Origin of the sequence: Microbacterium esteraromaticum (assembly GCF_028747645.1) — a bacterium.
GTDB lineage: Bacteria > Actinomycetota > Actinomycetes > Actinomycetales > Microbacteriaceae > Microbacterium > Microbacterium esteraromaticum_C.
On the sequence record NZ_CP118100.1, the window covers coordinates 306,649 to 323,966 of the forward strand.

Consider the following 17,318-nt stretch of genomic DNA (forward strand, 5'->3'; position numbering starts at 1 on the left):
CAAACCCGAGCTATCGGTCCCGAATAGCGCGGGTTCGTGACAAATAGATGGAAGTGGGTCCAGTGTGGGAGCGCTCCCACAAGACCCCCGGATCGTGTGAGAATGGAGCGCATGACCCGGTCCTTCCCTGATGGCTTCCTGTTCGGCGCGGCGACGGCCGCCTATCAGATCGAGGGCGCGGCCTTCGAGGACGGCCGCACGGCATCCATCTGGGACGCCTTCGCGCGCGTGCCCGGCGCCGTCATCAATGCCGAGAACGGCGATGTCGCCTGCGACCACTACCACCGCTACGCCGACGACGTCGCCCTCATGAAGGACCTCGGGCTTCAGGCGTACCGCTTCTCGACGTCGTGGTCGCGGGTGCGCCCCGATGCCGGACCGGTGAACCCGAAGGGCGTCGACTTCTACAGCCGGCTCGTCGACGAACTGCTCGCCGCCGACATCGTGCCCTGGTTGACGTTGCACCACTGGGACATGCCGCAGGCGCTCGAAGAACGCGGCGGTTGGGCCAGCCGCGAGGTGGTCGACCGCTTCACCGAGTACGCGCTGACGATGCATGACGCCCTCGGCGATCGCGTGCAGCACTGGACCACGCTCAACGAGCCCTGGTGCTCGTCGTTCCTGTCGTACACGGCTGGTGTGCACGCGCCGGGGCGCACGAGCATCCGCGATGGCCTGCTCGCCTCGCACCACCTGCTGCTCGCGCACGGTCGCGCGGTGCAGGCGCTGCGCGAGCGCGATGCCGGCCTCGACCTCGGCATCACTCTCAACCTCACCGTCGCCGACCCGGCCGATCCGACCGACCCGCGCGACGTCGATGCCGCGCGGCGCATCGACGGGCAGTTCAACCGCTGGTTCCTCGACCCGCTCTTCCGCGGCGCGTACCCTGCCGATATCGTGCGCGACCTGCGCGAGGTGGATGCTGACGCGGTCAGCGCCTGGCAGGAGGCCGTGCACGACGGTGACCTCGAGGCGATCTCGACGCCACTCGATGCGCTCGGCGTGAACTACTACCACGGTGAGCTGCTCTCGGGGCATCCGCAGCCGGGCGGTGGCGACCCGCACCAGACCGACGGACTCGATCTGCGTGAGACGGCGTCGCCGTTCCCCGCCGACGCCGACGTGCACTGGGTTGAGCGCGGCCTGCCGCGCACTGCGATGGGCTGGGAGGTGCAGCCCGAGGGGCTCACCCGACTGCTCGTGCGGGTGGCCGAGGAATACGCGCCGGGGGTGACGCTGTACGTCACCGAGAACGGCGTCGCCTACGACGACACCGTGGATGCCGAGGGCCAGGTGCCCGACGCGGATCGGGCCGACTTCGTGCGCGCGCACCTCGCGGCGGTGGTGGATGCCATCGCGCAGGGCGTCGATGTGCGCGGCTACTTCTACTGGTCGCTGATGGACAACTTCGAATGGTCGTGGGGATATGCCAAGCGGTTCGGCATCGTGCGCGTCGACTACGAGACGCAGCAGCGCACGGTGAAGCAGAGCGGTCGCGAGTACGCGCGCATCATCGCGGCGCGCGCCGTCTGACCGGCGGGAGGAACGGATGCCACGTTCGACCATCGAAGAGGTCGCCGCGCGTGCCGGCGTCTCGCGTTCCACCGTGTCGCGGGTGGTCAACGGTTCGACGGCTGTCAGCCCCGCGGCGCTCGCGGCTGTGCAGCGCGCGATCGCTGACCTCAACTACGCGCCCAGTCGTGCGGCGCGTTCTCTGGCGAGCAGGCGCACTCATGCGATCGGCCTGGTCATCCCCGAAGACACCACGCGTTTCTTCGGCGACCCGTTCCTGGCCTCGGTGGTCGCGGGGATCGGCGAACGGCTGGCTGAGTCCGACTATGTGCTGACGCTGTTGATCGCCAGTGCCGATCCGGGTGGCAAGATGACCCGCTTCGTGCGCAACGGCGGTGTCGACGCCGCGATCATCGTCTCGCACCATGCGGGCGACGCGTTCGTCGATCGCATCGCCGATGCCGTGCCGGTGGTCTACGGCGGCCGGCCTCTGCAGCGCCGCGACGGCGATTACGTCGTCGACGTCGACAACGTCGCCGCCGCGCGTCGGGCGACGCAGCACCTGATCGAGTGCGGGCGCACGCGGATCGCCACGATCACGGGGCCGCTGATGATGGGGTCGGGCATGGACCGCCGCGAGGGCTTCCGTGCCGCGCTGGCGGATGCCGGACTCGAGCCCTTCGCCGAGGAGGAGGGTGACTACAGCGAGGCCGGTGGGGCGGCATCCGCACGCCGCATCCTGGCGGGAGGGCGACCCGACGCGATCTTCGTGGCCAGCGATCTGATGGCTCGCGGCGCGTTGACGGTGCTGCAGGCCGCGGGCATCCGCGTTCCCGACGATGTCGCGATCGTCGGTTTCGACGACTCGCCGGTGGCGCAGAGCACCGATCCGCAGCTCACGACGATCCGCCAGCCGATGCACGCGCAGGGCGTGGCGATGGCCGATGTGCTGCTGGCACGTCTGGGGGGCGAGACGCCGAACCGCACGACGACGCTGGCGACCGAGTTGGTGGTGCGCGCTTCGGCCTGAGCGTTCAGGCGGGGAGGGTGGCGAGTTCGGTTTCGCGGACGCCCAGCGCGCGGTACCGGTCGTGCAGTGCGGCGACGGCTGCGCCGTGCGCCCCGGCGTACTCGCCCAGGGTCGAGAAGACCAGCCGCGGGGCGACGCCCAGGTGGTGGGTCAGCATGGTCTCGTAGCGTTCGAGGTCATCGGCGAGCGAGGCTGAGACGCCACCGCCGAGCACGATCAGCTCGGGTTCGCACGACACGGTCGCGGCGGTGAGCACGATGAGCAGCGCCTGATCGAAGTGCGCGCGCAGTGCGCGCAGCGGTTGGGGGGCGTCGTGCGCGAAGACCTCGGCGGGGGAGTCGATGCGGATGCCCGATTCGGCGGCGAGGTGCGTGAGCCCGGGGCCGGTGACCATGAGCTCCAGGCGGGTGCCCAGGGGGCCGGCGGGCAACTGGCCGAATTCACCGACGACGCCGCGCTTGCCACGGAGGATGCGTCCGTCCACGGCCACGCCGGCGCCGAGGCCCGCCCCGATCGTGATCATGACCGCGGTCGGTACGCCCCGTGCGGCGCCGAAGTGCTGCTCGCCGAGCAGGGCGAGGTTGGCGTCGTTGTCACCGGCGACGGGAAAGCCGAGGGCATACGAGAGCGTGGCGATGAACTCGGAGCGCTCGAGCTGCGGCATGTTGGGGGCGTTCGTGATCGTGCGGCCGTCGCTGCTCACGGCGCCGGGTAGTCCGACGTAGGCGCTGCGCAGGTGGGGGCGGTCGGGGCCGGCGAGCCGCGCGACCTCGTCGGCCACCCAGGTGGCGAGAGCGTCGGGCCCGGCTTCCTGGGGCGTGGGCAGGCTGACCTGCGCGCGGATGCCACCGACGAGGTCTGCCGTGACGATGCGGGTGTTCGAGGCGCCCAGGTCAATGCCGGTGACGACGCTGCGGGGGGCGACGACGTCGAGCAGCACGGCACGGCGTCCTCGCTGCTCGGACACGAGCTCGGAGACCTCGTGCACGATCCCGTCGGCGATCAGCTGGTCGATGGTGCGAGTGACCGTGGCGGCCGAGATGCCGGTGAGATCGGCGAGCTGCTTGCGGGTGATGGGCCGGTGGCGCAGCAGTTCGGCGAGCACGGTGGTGCGGTTGATGTCGCGTGTGTCGTGAACCACGGGTCTCCTCGGGCATGGGCTGTCGCCTGCACTGACCATACTTCCATATTCGCATCATGAAGAGTTCAAAAAAGGGGCGAGTCCGTCGGTGAGTCGGGTTCTCGCCCCCGCGCGTCGGCAGATTCTTGAGATTTCTCTTGACTTTGGTTTTGTCGTGCAATCAAATAGGGGGAGTCAACGGCGACGCCCACCTCGGGATCAGCCCTCCCTCGCATCGCAGATACGAAAGGCACCCCTCATGACCTCACGAATCGCCCGTCGGGGCGTTCACGCCACTCTCGCCGGCATCGCCGCCGGTGCACTGCTGCTCACGGGATGCTCCGCTCCCGCGCAGACGAACACGCAGGCCACCGAGTCCTCCGCCCCGGCTGCCGAACCGAGCCTCGAGTTCGTCGGCCCGAACGGTGAGAAGCCCGGCGCGCTCGCCGAGGTCACCCTCACCGCCGACGAAGAGAAGCAGATCGGCGACGGCGAGCTCACCGCGGCCTTCATCTGGCACACGTCCGGAGACTTCGTCGCCGCGGTCGAGCAGGGTGCACGCCAGGAGTTCGAACGCCTCGGCGTCGACGTCGTCGCGAGCACCCAGGCCGGGTTCGACGCGGCCACCCAGGCGAACAATGTGCAGACGGTGATGGCGCTCGACCCCGACATCGTCGTTGCGATCGCGGTCGACCCGACCTCGGCAGCCACATCGTTCCAGCCGATCAAGGACGCCGGTGCTCAGCTGGTGATCATGACCACGCCGCCCGCGGGTTGGGAGGCCGGCACCGACTTCGTCTCGATCGTGACCGAGGATCTCGCCAAGGCCGGGCGCGCGAACGCCGAGATCCTGGGTGATGCCCTCGACGGCGCCGGAGAGATCGGCTACCTCAGCTACAACGCGAACTTCTGGTTCACCAACCAGCGCGACCAGTCGTTCAAGGACTGGATGGCTTATTCCTACCCCGACATCTCCATCGTCGAGGAACAGGGCTTCGCGCAGGAGACCGACACTCAGGCGATCGCGTCGGCGATGATCGCGAAGAACCCAAACCTCACCGGCATCTACGTCTCGTGGGCCACGGCGGCGCAGGGTGTGCTCGCCGCCATCAAGGCCTCGGGCCGCTCCGACATCCAGGTCGTCACCAACGATCTCGACACGACGATTGCGGCCGCCATGCTCACCGGCAACAACGTCGCGGGAATGGTGGGCAACGGTTCGATCGACATCGGTGTCGGCCTTGCCCGGGCCGGTGCCTACGGGGTTCTCGACAAGCCGGCACCCGCTCTCGTGGCGAGTGACCCCACCAAGGTCAGCGCTGACAACCTCGAGGAGGGGTGGCTCGCCGACTACGGAGTCGAACCGCCCGCCAGCGTCACCGGAAAGTGATCCTCGAAGGCAGGGGGCGGTACTCCGCCCCCTGCCGCCCGCCCACTCCCTGAAAGAGAGTCCATGTCCTCTGTGATGACGGTCTTCGGGCCCGTGCCCTCAGCCGACCTCGGCCGGGTGATGCCGCATGAGCACCTGCTGTCTCTGGTGCCCGGTCCGTGGCTCACCGGCGGCCGCACCGACACCCAGGTCGACCTCGCCGTCGACGCACTCGGCGGGCTGCACGCCGCCGGCTTCGGCACCGTGGTCGATCTTTCGCCCTATGGCGTCGTCGGCCGCAGCGCCGACGGGTCGAACGTCGCACGGCTAAAGGAGATCTCGCACCGCAGTGGCATCGACATCATCGCGGGCACGTCGATCTACCTCGAGGCCTATGCGCCCGCGTGGGCGCGCGAAGCGACGCTCGACGAGCTCGTCGCACGCCTGATCGCCGACGCGGCGACCGGCATCGGTGACACGGACGTGCGCGCCGGCGTCTACGGAGAACAGGCCACGAGCCTGGGCGAGATCACGCCGTTCGAAGAGCGGATGCTGCGGGCCGTCGCCCGCGCACACGCGACCAACGGGTTGGCAGTGTTCACCCACACCACCCACGGCACGATGGCGCAGGAGCAGCTCGACATCCTCGAATCCGAGGGTGCCGACCTCGACCGGGTCGTGATCGGGCACATGGACACCCAGCTCAGCATCGACGTCGTGCGGGCCGTGCTCGATCGCGGCGCTCTCATCGCCGTGGACACCATCGGCAAGGAGACCTGGGACTTCTTCCTGGAACCGGCACCCCCGCATCGGCCCGACGGCGAGTTCGTGAAGCACTCCTTCGCCCGCAGCGATGTGGGGCGGGCAGACCTGGTCGCCGCACTCGTCGCCGAGGGCTATGCGGAACGCATCCTGCTGGCACAGGATCTGACCGGTGCCGAGGTCTGGATGAACCCCGGCACGCACGGCGTGCAGGGCTACTCGTATCTGTCGGAGGTCTTCCTGCCGATGCTGAGCGAACGCGGCGTCGGCGAGCAGGCGATCGAGATGATGACGGCGGCTACGCCGGTGCGCATGCTGGAGGTGGCCGCATGACACGGGCATGGATCGGAATCGACCTCGGCGGCACCAAGACGCACATCGGCATCGCGCCTCTGGATGACGGCGGTCATGCGCCGCTCTCGCTGACCGCGGAGCGCGTCGTGCCGACGCCGCGCGCCGGCGGCGCCGAGCTGTGCGAGGTGATCGGCGCCACCATCGACGAGCTGATGCGGCAGACCCAGACCGACCGGCTCATCGGCATCGGCATCGGCGGTGCCGGGGTTCCTCAGGCCGACGGCGGGTTCACGGCCGCGCCCAACCTGGGCGATACCGCGTTCGACTTCGGCTCGGCTCTCAGCAGCCGCTTCGAAGCCCCGGTCGAGATCGACAACGACGCCAACGTCGCCGCGCTGGGTGAGCTGGTGGCCCTTGGCGATGAGCAGGCCTCCTTCGGCTACGTCGCCGTCGGCACGGGCATCGGCATGGGGCTGATCCTCGAAGGCCGGCTCATCCGAGGCGCCTCGCTCGCCGCCGGTGAGATCGGCTACATCCCCGTGGGAGCAGACCCGTTGGATGCTGCCAACCACCGCCGCGGAGCCCTGGAAGAGGCGGTGGCCGGCGATGTACTGGCCGCCCGCGACCCCGGGGCGTCCACCGTGCGCGAAATCTTCGAACGGGCAGCGGCCGGCGTGCCCGAAGCGCGTGAGGCGCTCGACGCGCAGGCACGCTGGGTCGCGTACGCCCTCGCGACGGTGATCGCCGTCGTCGATCCGGGCGCCTTCGTACTCGGTGGTGGCATCGGCTCGCGTGAAGAGCTGCGCGCGCCGATCCAGCACTGGCTGGAGCGCCTGGGCCACCCCGACGTGCCCGTGCGGATCTCCACGCTGGGCTCGGCCGGAGCCGTTCTCGGAGCGATCGAGCTCGCTCGACGCTCACCCTCAGTGTCAATGCCGACAGGAGCACATCAATGACCGCGGTCATCACCCCCGCCCCGGCGCTGCAGCAGATCCGCCACGATTGGCGCAAGTACGTCGTCTACATCGGCTTCGTGCTCGTGTTCTGCTTCTTCGCCATCACCCAGGGCAGCAACTTCCTCAACGTCACCACGCTGGTGAACATCGCCACGCAGGCGGCACCGATCACGATCATGGCCGTCGCCACCGTGTTCGTACTGAGCCTGGGCGAGATCGACCTCTCGATCGGTTCGACCGTCGCGCTCTCCGCCCTCTCTGCCGCCGTGGCCCTTCAGGTCACCGGCTGGTGGTGGGCCGGCGCGCTCGCCGGACTACTGGTCGGGGCTCTCGTCGGCTTCATCAACGGGGTGTTCATCACCGCGTTCCGTCTGCCGTCGTTCCTCGTCACGCTCGCCACGATGGGGCTCGTCGCCGGGCTCGCCCAGCAGATCACCAACCTGCAGTCGGTCCCCGTCACCGATCCGGCATTCGTCTGGATCTTCGGCGGCGGAACTCTGGCGGGCGTGCCGATCCTCATCTGGTGGTCGCTTGCGATCGCCGTGCTGGGGTGGCACGTGCTGAGGCAGCGCCGTGCGGGCGCCCACGTGCTCGCGGTCGGCAACCACGCCCAGGCGGCCCGTGTGAGCGGCATCAACGTCGCCCGCGTGCGCCTTCTCGTGTTCACCGCATCCGGCGCCGCGGCCGCTCTCGCGGGCATCCTGTACGCCGGTCGCCTGGCGGGCGCCACGTACACGCTCGGCACCGCCGACCTGATGAGTGTGCTGGCCGCCGTGATCGTGGGAGGCACCGCCCTCACCGGTGGTCGCGGATCGATCATCGGCGCGGTCGTGGGCAGCCTTTTCATGAGCATGATCAACTACGGCCTGCTGCTGGGCGGCCTGACCGTCGCGCAGCAGATGATCGTGCGCGGTGTCATCATCCTGCTCGCCGTCACCCTGTCGCTGCGCGGCAAGAAAGGTCAATGACCGATGTTCCTCTCCATCCTTCAGCGTCGCAACGCCCCTCTGCTGCAGGCCGCGGCGCAGCTCCACCGGCGCGGTGAGATCCCCGCCAACACCTTCGTCATCGACCTCGATGCTGTCGAGCGCAACGCGCGCACGATCGCGGTTGAGGCGAGCCGGCTGGGGCTGAGGTCCTTCGCCATGACAAAGCAGATCGGCCGCAACCCCGACGCGTCGCGTGCGATCCACCGCGGCGGCATCACTGAGGCGGTCGGCGTCGACCTCGAATGCGCTGTCGCCGCAGCGACCGGTGGGCTCGCCACGGGGCACCTCGGCCACCTGGTGCAGATCCCTCGCCACCGCGCCGCCGAGGCGGCCGCGTTGCATCCGCGGTACTGGACCGTCTTCTCGGAGCAGAAGGCGCGCGAGGCGGGAGCCGCTGCCCTCGCGCAGGGACGTGTGCAGGACGTGCTGCTGCGTGTGGTCGCACCGGGTGACCGCTTCTACACAGGCCACGAGGGCGGCTTCACCGCCGACCGCATCGTCGAGCACGCACGCGTCGTGGACGCCCTGCCCGGCGTGCGCGTGGCCGGTGTGACGACGTTCCCGGCCACGCTCGTCGACGGTGAGAGCGGCGAGGCACAGACCACCCCCAACCTGCAGACGCTCGCGGCGGCCAAGCGCGCGTTGCAGAGCGCCGGGTTCGACGACGCGCAGATGAACGCCCCCGGCACGACCTCGACCGTGACGCTCGAGCGCCTGGCCGAGGCCGGGGCGACGCAGGTCGAACCCGGTCACGGGCTGACCGGCACGACGCCGCTGCATGCGCGGATCGATCTGCCCGAGGATCCCGCCATCGCCTACGTCACCGAGGTCTCCCACGTCTGGGACGACCGCGCCTACGTCTTCGGCGGCGGGCTCTACGTCGACCCCGTGCACGGCATCCCCGAGACCTCAGCGCTGATCGTGCGCGACGGCGACGACCCGGCGACGGTCACCGCCCGCCCGGTCGAGATGCCCGCACCCGAGGCGATCGACTACTACGCGCGCATCCCGCTCGACGGTCGTGCCGATGCGGCCGAGGGCGACACGGTCGTCTTCGGGTTCCGCCCGCAGGTCTTCGTCAGCAGGGGGCTGACCGCGGGCATCCGAGGTCTCTCCGCCGGCACGCCGAGGGTCGAGGGGATCTGGGCATCGAACGGTGCGGCGCCGCTGCAGGCGACGGCGATCGGCGGGTGATCGCACCACCCACAACGAGCTGGTGTCGATGATCACCGGATTGGCCGGATAGCCGCATCCGACCGCCTACGGTGGGTTCATGCCGGTCATCGATCTGAACTCGGATCTGGGCGAGAACACCGCCGAGCGCGTCGTCAGCGATGACGCCGCGATGCTGGGCATCGTCACCAGCGCGAACGTCTCGTGCGGGGTGCACGCCGGGAGCCCGGAGGGCATCCTCGTCACGCTCGCCGCCGCTGTTGAACGCGGCGTCATCATCGGCGCGCACCCCTCGTACGACGACCCCGACACCTTCGGGCGGCGGCCGATGGACCTCGAACCGGGGGTGCTGCAGGCGCTGGTCGAGCGGCAGCTCGTCGCGCTCGCCGCGCAGGCCGCGGATGCCGGCGGACGCATCGCCTACGTCAAGCCGCACGGCGCGCTGTACAACACCATCGCGCGCGACTCCGCGCAGGCCGGTGCTGTCGTCGCGGCCGTCCGCGCGGTCGACCCGCGCCTGGTGCTGCTGGGGCTCGCCGGCGGCGTCGTGCTCGACGTTGCATCGCGTGCCGGGCTGGCGGTGGCATCCGAGGCGTTCGCCGATCGCGCCTACCTGCCCGACGGCCGCCTTGTGCCCCGCACGCAGCCCGGTGCGGTGCTGCATGATGCCGGCGACGTCGCCGAGCGCATGCTGCGCTTCCTGGAGACCGGCACCATCCGCTCCCTCGACGGAACCGATGTGCGCATCGACGCGCAGTCGATCTGTGTGCACGGCGACACCGCGGATGCCGTGGCGATGGCATCCGGCATCCGCCGTCGCCTCGAGGCGTCCGGTGTGACGATCGCCCCGTTCGCCGGCCGCGGAGCCTGACGTGCGCATTCTCACCGCGTCGCAGACCGCACTGCTGGTCGAGACCACCGACCTCGACGAGGCGGTGCGGCTGAACGCCGCGTGGGCGGGCGTGCCGGGGGTGATCGAACGGGTGCCGGGCGCCCGCACCGTGCTGGTGCGGTTCGACCCGCGACAGGTGACGGCCGAGAGGTTGGCCGAGACCCTGCGAGCGACGGCGTCGGATGCCCGTGACATGCCGCCCGGAGCAGAGGTGACCATCCCGGTGCGCTACGACGGCGACGACCTCGATGACGTCGCCCGTGCGCTGAACATCGCGGCCGATGAGCTCGTCGGTCGTCACCTGGCCGCCGGCTGGCGGGTGGCCTTCACGGGCTTCGCCCCGGGTTTCGCATACCTCGTGTGCGACGACCCGCTGTTCGATGTGCCTCGCCGGTCGTCGCCCCGCACGCGCGTGCCGGCCGGCTCGGTGGCGCTCGCCGGGGGATTCACCGGGGTGTATCCGCGCGAGAGTCCCGGCGGCTGGCAGCTGATCGGACGCACCGATGCCGTGCTGTGGGATCTGCAGCGCGACCCGCCGGCCCTGCTGGCGCCGGGCACCCGGGTGCGTTTCGTGCGGGCATCCGGGCGTGATCAGGTCGTCGGTGCGTCGGAAGGCCCAGCGTCGGAGATCTCAGCGTCGGAGATCTCAGCGTCGGAAATCCCAGACGAAGCGCCCGTCGAGCGGCGTGCCGCGGCCCGACACGCGGATGCCGGCGCCGACGATCTGGTGGTTCCGACAGCATCCGACGCTGGAGTAGCGCCCGCAGTGGGGCGTGCGATCGAGGTCGTGCGGCCCGGCCTGCAACTGCTCGTGCAAGATCTGGGGCGTCCGGGGTATGCGGCGCAGGGCGTCTCGGCATCCGGCGCCGCCGATCGCACCGCCCTGCGCGATGCGAACCGCGCCGTCGGCAACCCACCGGGCGCCGCTGCCCTCGAGAGCGTCGGGGCCGTCGCGCTGCGGTTCCGCGGCGAGGGTGTCGCGGCCGTCACCGGCGCGACCGGCGAACTCTCTATGACGGATGCCCGCGGCGATGAGCGTCCCATCGCGCACGGCATTCCGTTCGCGACCCGCGATGGCGACGAACTCGTGCTCGGAAGTGCGACACGGGGACTGCGGTACACGATCGCCGTGCGCGGCGGACTCGCGGTGCCGGCGGTGCTCGGCAGTCGATCGAGCGACACCCTGGGCAGGGTGGGACCCGCGCCGCTCACCGCGGGCGATGTCGTCGCGGTCGGTGCGGATGCCATCGACGCGGTCGACGTCTTCTCCTGGGAGCGGATGCTGCCCGCACCCGGTGATCTCGTCGACCTCGACATCACTGTGGGGCCGCGCGACGATTGGTTCACGGATGGTGCGCTGCGCGTGCTCACCGCGCAGGAATGGCGCGTGACGTCGCAATCGGATCGCGTCGGCATGCGCCTGCAGGGCGACGTGCCTCTCGAACGTGCTCGTGCCGGCGAACTGCCCAGCGAAGGGGTCGTGACGGGTGCGATCCAGGTGCCGTCCGACGGTCAGCCGGTGCTGTTCCTGGCCGACCACCCGGTCACCGGTGGGTACCCGGTGATCGCTGCGCTCACGGAAGCGAGCCTTGACCTGGCCGGGCAGCTTCCGCCGGGCGCGCGGGTGCGGTTTCGGGTGAATGCCGAGAGGGCGACGCCTCCCGCAGGAAGCGCCGCCCTCACAGCGTGATCAGATCGGCGGTCAGGCCGGGTCGCCACCGAGCGGTCCGACGGCCGCGAGCGGCTTGGGGTCGTCGGCGCCGGTCTTGCGCAGACGCGCGATGAGGTTTCCGAGGTGGTAGATCAGGATCGCGCCGACCGTGGCGAGCACGATGCCGCCGAGCTGGAAGCCCGAGTCGGGGTCGATGATCTGGAAGCCGCCCACAGCGACGATCAGGCCCACCGCGGCGGTGTACTGGTTCACCGGGCGCGAGAAGTCGACCTTGTTGTCGACCCAGATCTTGATGCCGATGACACCGATCAGACCGTACAGGGCCGTCGTGACGCCACCGAGCACACCGGCGGGCACCGAGTTGATGACGGCACCGAACTTCGGCGACATGCTCAGCAGGATGGCCGTGAATCCGGCGACCCAATAGGCGGCGGTGGAGTAGACGCGGGTGGATGCCATCACGCCGATGTTCTCGCCGTAGGTGGTCGTACCCGACCCGCCGAAGAATCCGGCCAGCGACGTCGAGATGCCGTCGGCGATCAGAGCCTTGCCGGTCTGCTTGTTGATCGCCGGGTCTTCGACCATCGTCGCCACACCGCGCACGTGACCGACGTTCTCGGCGATGAGCACCAGCACTACGGGCAGGAACATCGCCATCGCCGACCAGGTGCTCGGACTGACGAAGTCGGGCAGTTCGAAAGTGGGGAAGCCGAGCCAGGGGGCCTTCTCGACGGCCGTGAAGTCGAGCTCTCCGCGGAACCCGGCGAAGATGTACCCGGCGATCACACCGAGGAAGATCGAGATGCGCCCCAGAAAACCGCGGAACACCACGGCGAACAGGATCGTCACGGCCAGCGTGAACGTCGCTGTGATCGGAGCCAGTTCGTAGTTGCCGCGTGCGGCGCCGGCCAGGTTGAACCCGATCAGCGCGACGATCGTGCCGGCGAGCACGGGCGGCAGAAAGCGGTCGACCCACTTCACACCGGCGATGTGCACGACCACACCGATGATCGCCAGCAGCAGACCGACGGCGACGATGCCGGCCAGGGCCGACCCTGTACCGGCCGTGGCGGTCGCGGCGGTCACCGGGGCGATGAACGCGAACGACGAACCCAGGTAGCTGGGCAGCTTGTTGCGGGTGATCAGCAGGAACAGGATCGTGCCGATACCGCTGAACAGCAGCGTGGTCGGCACCGGGAAGCCGGTGAGGATCGGCACAAGGAACGTCGCGCCGAACATGGCGACGACGTGCTGCACGCCGATGGCGATGGTGGCGGGCCAGTTGAGGCGTTCCTCGGGACGGACGACGGCGTCGGGCGCGACGGTGCGTCCATTGCCATGGATCTTCCACAGCGGCATGATGGCTCCTCGGGTCAGGATCGGGGTCAGGGCTGACGAAACACTATCGGTTCATCAGTCCTGGCATCCGAGGAAACTACGGCGCGCGGGGCGCGACCGCGCGCGGTGACCGGCGCGGGTCAGCCGCGCAGACGCTCGATCAGTGCGCGGTAGCGGTCGGCGGTGCGCTCGATCACGTCCTCCGGCAGCGCCGGCGGCTCGCCCTGGCGGTCCCAGTTGGCGGCCATCCAGTCGCGCACGATCTGCTTGTCGAAGCTGGCCATGCGCTCGTCGGGGGTGCTGCCCGTGCGCCAGGCCTCGGCGTCCCAGTAGCGGGACGAGTCGCTGGTGAGCGCCTCGTCGGCCAGGCGCAGCACGCCATCGGCATCGACGCCGAACTCGAACTTCGTATCGGCGAGGATCAGCCCCTTCGACTCGGCGATCTCGGCTGCACGCCGGTAGATCGCCAGCGAGGTGTCGCGCAGCTGCGCGGCGCGCTCAGCACCGACGAGTTCGACCGCCCGCTCGAAGGTGATGTTCTCGTCGTGCTCGCCCATCGGCGCCTTGTACGCCGGGGTGAACTGCGGTTCGGGAAGGCGGTCGCCGTTCTTCAGGCCCGCAGGCAACGGGATGCCGCACACCGTGCCCCGCTCGACGTACTCGGCCCAGCCCGATCCGGTCAGGTAGCCGCGCACGACGCACTCGATCGGCAGCATCTGCAGGGCCATCGCCAGCATCGATCGGCCGGCGACAGCATCCGGGATCTCGCCTTCGGCGATGTGGTTCGGCACATCGTCGAGCTGATCGAACCACCACATGCTCAGGGACGTGAGCAGCTCGCCCTTGTGCGGGATGCCGGGCGAGAGCACCGAGTCGAAGGCGCTGACCCGGTCGGATGCGACGACGAGGATGCGGGTGTCGGCAGGGTCATCCGACGCGTACAGGTCGCGGACCTTGCCCGAGTAGATGTGCCGCCAGCCGGGGATGCTCTGTGCTTCGCTCACCACGACATCATCCCATCCCCGTCGGCACGTGCGGGCGCACATGAAGCGGTGGGCGGCGCGTCCGAGGACGCGCCGCCCACCGAGTCGGTTCGGTGCTCGCTGAGCCCGGCCCCGGCTGTCAGTCGTTCAGATGCGCGATGGCGTAGTCCGCCTCGGCAGTGGTGAACTGCTCGCCGTATTCGCTGGTGAGTTGGTCATGGATCGCCGCCGGCGACATCGACATCGTCTCCTGATAGGTCTTCGCCTTGGCGAGTGCATTCGCGTTCCAGTCGGCGTCGACGTTATCCACCGCGTACTGCGCGGCCTCGGCGGTGAACTGCTCGCCGTACTCGCTGGTGAGCTGGTCGTACAGTCCCGCCTTGCTCATGTGCATGAGATCGGAGTACGTCTGGGCCTTCTTCAGCGCTGACATGTGCTCGACGGGCACGGCCGGTTCGGCGGGCTCTTCTTCGGCGGGTTCCTCTTCTTCGGCGGGTTCCTCGGATGCCGCGGGCTCGGCGGCCCGCTCCGGTTCGGACGCGTCGTCGGTCTGCGCGACGACCGGTGCGGGCGCGTCGGATGCGGGGCTGTCGGCGCCTCCGCCAATGGCCCCGCTGATCAGGCTGATCGCGACGACGACACCGGTGACGATCCAGGCGATCTTGCGCTGCTCCTGGTAGCCGTTCAACGCCCTGCCCTGGGAATCCCTGGTGCCGCCGGTAAGCACGACGACGAGGTCGACCAGCACCCAGATGCCGATGCCGCCCAGCGTGATCAGCTTGAGCAGGCCGGTGCCGACCTTACCGAGGTAGAAACGGTCCACGCCGAAGAACCCGAGCAGAAGTGCGAACAGCCAGGTGAGCAGGAAGGACTTCTCGCCCACGGGGGCGGTGGAGGCCATGGCGGGCGGCGCGACCGGTGCCGCGGTGGGGGCGCCGAGTGGGCTGCCGGCTCCGGGCGGCGGGGGAGGGGCGGGGGTGTCGTTCTGGAAGCTCATGGTGGAGCCCTCTCGTTCGTTGGATGACGCAGGTGCGGGTTCGGGACAGGGTGCGGATGCCGGTCCCCAGCGACCGGAGGAACCGGCCACCGGCATCCGCACCGTCGTCTCAGCATGGCGACTGCGCGCGGTTCGCGGGATCGGCCGAGCGGGCACAGTCGTCTCTGCCGTTCGGCAGAGACGACGGACGCCGCTCGGAGGACGCGTAACGTCGTACGTCGGGCCTACGCTCGGACCGTGGCCACCGTGAACACTCCTGTACCCCCGCGCCGCCGTGCGCTGTCATGGGGTGGCGACGTCGGGCTGATCGTCGCGGGAACGTTGTTCGATATCGCCGCGCTCGTGAACGTTCCCGGAGCATGGGAGGTCGCCGAGGCTGAGGGCGAGATCAGCGTCACCGACTTCGGTACCGGGTTGGCGCTCCTGGTAGTTGCGGCGTGGATCACGGTGCGATGGCGCCGGACGGCGCCCTGGGTCACGGTGATCGCCGGGGCCCTGCTCGCCGTGGTCGGCATCTCGTATGTGCTGCTGCTCATCGGAGCGGTGTCGCTGGCTCGTCGGCGTCCCGATCGGCTCCGACCGATCGCGCTTGTCACCGCGGGGGCCGTGCTCCTGTTCGCTGTGCGTGAGGCTGTGACCGACTGGGGGTCGGCGTTGCCCTGGTACTTCGGCCGCAGCCTCGGCGCGCAGTACGAACCCGCATGGATCGTGATGTCATTCGTGTGGGCGTTGCTCGCGCTGGGCGTGGCAGCCGCGGTGATGGCCCAGTCGCGGGTGAAGGCGCGCGCCGCGCAGAGCGAGATCCGCGCCGATCGCGAGCACCGGCGTGCGGATGCCGCGACCGAGCAGGTGGTGCGGCAGGCTGAGCGCGAACGCATCGCGCGCGATATGCATGACGCCCTGGCGCACCGGCTCTCGGTCGTCTCGTTGCATGCGGGCGCTCTGGAGGCTGCCGCGGCGGCCGGGCAAGGCGATGGCGGTGGTACCGGCGATATCGCCCGCACCGTGCGGGAACAGACGCACGCCGCGCTGCAAGACATGCGGGGACTGATCGGAGACCTGCGACGCGGCGACGAGGCACCGCCGGCCCTTCCCGCCTCGATGCGGGCGATCGGGATGCTGCTCGCCGATCTGCGTGCCGGCGGAGCCCCGGTCGTGCCGTACGTCGTCCTCGAGTCGCCCGAGCGTGCTGGCGCTCTGCTCGATGGCGCGGTGTTCCGTATCGTGCAGGAATCTCTGACGAACGCGCTCAAGCATGCGCCCGGTGCGCGGATCGATGTGTTCGTTCAGGTGCGGCCCGCCGATGGTGCCCGCATCCGCATCGAGAATCCGCTGGTCTCGGGGATGAACGGGGCAACGGTGCCAGCGTATGCGGCGCCTGCTTACCCGGTGCCGGGCGGCGGCAACGGCACGTTGGGCATTCGCGAACGCGCCCAGGCGCTCGACGGCACCGCCTGGATCGGCGCGCACGAGGGTCTGTTCATCGTCGATGTGACCTTGCCCTGGCACGAGAGCGTCTGAAGTCGCGGCTAGGCTCAGGGGCGTGTCCCCGCCCGACGTCCCTTCCCCCGTGCGCGTGCTGGTTGTTGACGACGAACCGTTGATCCGTAGCGGCTTCCGCTTCGTGCTGGGCGTCGACCCGTCGATCGACGTGATCGGTGAGGCCGCTGATGGGGCCGCGGCGATCGAACTCACCCGCCTGCATCGCCCCGATGTCGTGCTGATGGATGTGCGGATGCCCGGCGTCGGTGGGCCCGAGGCGACGGCTGCGATCGTCGCTCAGTCCGATGCGTACGTTCTGGCGATGACCAGCTTCGACTCCGAGGGGCAGCTGTTGCGCATGCTCACGGCCGGGGCCAGCGGGTATCTGCTCAAGGACGAGGCGCCGGATCGGATCGTCGATGGTGTTCGCCGTACTGCCGCCGGAGAGACAGTCATCTCGGGCCGCAGTACGGCGCAGCTGGTGCGCAGCGCGGTGGCGAACGAGGGGGGCGAGGGGCGCCGCGCGGCTGCTGAGCGCGTCGCCGTGCTGACGGGGCGTGAACGCGACGTGGCGCAGGCGGTGGCAGGCGGAGCGACGAATCAGCAGATCGGGGCCGCGCTGCACATCTCTGCTGGAACGGTCAAGACGCACCTTGAGCAGGTGTTCGCCAAACTCGGTGTGCGCAACCGTGTGCAGGTCGGGGTGATCTTCGAACGCGCTGGTCTCGGACCCGCCGAGGTCTGACGCT

At 69.7% G+C, this 17,318-nt stretch carries 15 protein-coding genes; 11 read left to right on the plus strand and 4 right to left on the minus strand.

What is annotated here, in order from left to right; all coding sequences use genetic code 11:
* The first annotated feature begins 111 nt into the window (after positions 1-111).
* Together PTQ19_RS01435 and PTQ19_RS01440 are read left to right on the plus strand one after the other, a co-directional pair.
* A complete protein-coding gene (locus PTQ19_RS01435; RefSeq protein ID WP_274368175.1) occupies positions 112-1,533 on the plus strand; it encodes a glycoside hydrolase family 1 protein in 1,422 nt (473 codons plus the stop codon).
* 16 nt (positions 1,534-1,549) lie between these two features.
* Complete coding sequence (locus PTQ19_RS01440; protein ID WP_338000579.1) at positions 1,550-2,542, plus strand: LacI family DNA-binding transcriptional regulator; 993 nt, start codon at positions 1,550-1,552, stop codon at positions 2,540-2,542.
* Between the two features lie 4 nt (positions 2,543-2,546).
* Here the strand turns inward: PTQ19_RS01440 and PTQ19_RS01445 are convergent, their stop codons facing one another.
* Positions 2,547-3,683: an ROK family transcriptional regulator gene (locus tag PTQ19_RS01445; RefSeq protein WP_274368176.1), complete on the minus strand. Its 1,137-nt coding sequence runs from the start codon at positions 3,681-3,683 to the stop codon at positions 2,547-2,549.
* Positions 3,684-3,921: 238 nt separating this feature from the next.
* On the opposite strand from PTQ19_RS01445, the gene PTQ19_RS01450 reads away from it, so the two are divergent.
* The 7 genes from PTQ19_RS01450 to PTQ19_RS01480 all read left to right on the plus strand — a co-directional run bounded on the left by PTQ19_RS01450 (position 3,922) and on the right by PTQ19_RS01480 (position 11,787).
* Positions 3,922-5,052, plus strand: a complete 1,131-nt coding sequence (locus PTQ19_RS01450; RefSeq protein ID WP_274368177.1) for a substrate-binding domain-containing protein — start codon at positions 3,922-3,924, stop codon at positions 5,050-5,052.
* Positions 5,053-5,115: 63 nt separating this feature from the next.
* Complete coding sequence (locus PTQ19_RS01455; protein WP_274368178.1) at positions 5,116-6,126, plus strand: phosphotriesterase family protein; 1,011 nt, start codon at positions 5,116-5,118, stop codon at positions 6,124-6,126.
* The gene (locus PTQ19_RS01460) at positions 6,123-7,043 is read left to right on the plus strand and encodes an ROK family protein (protein ID WP_274368179.1); all 921 of its coding nucleotides are present in this window, start codon (positions 6,123-6,125) and stop codon (positions 7,041-7,043) included. The genes PTQ19_RS01455 and PTQ19_RS01460 overlap by 4 nt, the downstream gene beginning before the upstream one ends.
* On the plus strand, positions 7,040-8,011 hold the full coding sequence (locus tag PTQ19_RS01465; protein ID WP_179409290.1) for an ABC transporter permease: 972 nt from the start codon (positions 7,040-7,042) through the stop codon (positions 8,009-8,011). The genes PTQ19_RS01460 and PTQ19_RS01465 overlap by 4 nt, the downstream gene beginning before the upstream one ends.
* A 3-nt stretch (positions 8,012-8,014) precedes the next feature.
* Positions 8,015-9,226 carry an alanine racemase gene (locus PTQ19_RS01470; RefSeq protein WP_274368180.1) on the plus strand — a complete coding sequence of 404 codons (1,212 nt, stop codon included), beginning with the start codon at positions 8,015-8,017 and terminating at the stop codon, positions 9,224-9,226.
* A gap of 79 nt (positions 9,227-9,305) precedes the next feature.
* On the plus strand, positions 9,306-10,076 hold the full coding sequence (locus tag PTQ19_RS01475; protein WP_274368181.1) for a LamB/YcsF family protein: 771 nt from the start codon (positions 9,306-9,308) through the stop codon (positions 10,074-10,076).
* 1 nt (position 10,077) lies between these two features.
* On the plus strand, positions 10,078-11,787 hold the full coding sequence (locus PTQ19_RS01480; protein ID WP_274368182.1) for an urea amidolyase family protein: 1,710 nt from the start codon (positions 10,078-10,080) through the stop codon (positions 11,785-11,787).
* 12 nt (positions 11,788-11,799) lie between these two features.
* Here the strand turns inward: PTQ19_RS01480 and PTQ19_RS01485 are convergent, their stop codons facing one another.
* The 3 genes from PTQ19_RS01485 to PTQ19_RS01495 form a co-directional block, all read right to left on the minus strand.
* Positions 11,800-13,128: a uracil-xanthine permease family protein gene (locus tag PTQ19_RS01485; RefSeq protein ID WP_274368183.1), complete on the minus strand. Its 1,329-nt coding sequence runs from the start codon at positions 13,126-13,128 to the stop codon at positions 11,800-11,802.
* Between the two features lie 119 nt (positions 13,129-13,247).
* Positions 13,248-14,153: a phosphoribosylaminoimidazolesuccinocarboxamide synthase gene (locus PTQ19_RS01490; RefSeq protein ID WP_274368184.1), complete on the minus strand. Its 906-nt coding sequence runs from the start codon at positions 14,151-14,153 to the stop codon at positions 13,248-13,250.
* Positions 14,154-14,229: 76 nt separating this feature from the next.
* Positions 14,230-15,087 (minus strand): Ltp family lipoprotein, encoded by an 858-nt coding sequence (locus PTQ19_RS01495; RefSeq protein ID WP_274368185.1) that lies wholly within the window; start codon positions 15,085-15,087, stop codon positions 14,230-14,232.
* A 237-nt stretch (positions 15,088-15,324) separates the two neighbouring features.
* On the opposite strand from PTQ19_RS01495, the gene PTQ19_RS01500 reads away from it, so the two are divergent.
* Both PTQ19_RS01500 and PTQ19_RS01505 read left to right on the plus strand, forming a co-directional pair.
* Positions 15,325-16,608: a sensor histidine kinase gene (locus PTQ19_RS01500; RefSeq protein ID WP_274368186.1), complete on the plus strand. Its 1,284-nt coding sequence runs from the start codon at positions 15,325-15,327 to the stop codon at positions 16,606-16,608.
* A gap of 22 nt (positions 16,609-16,630) precedes the next feature.
* Positions 16,631-17,314 (plus strand): response regulator, encoded by a 684-nt coding sequence (locus tag PTQ19_RS01505; RefSeq protein WP_224818312.1) that lies wholly within the window; start codon positions 16,631-16,633, stop codon positions 17,312-17,314.
* Positions 17,315-17,318 lie beyond the last annotated feature (4 nt).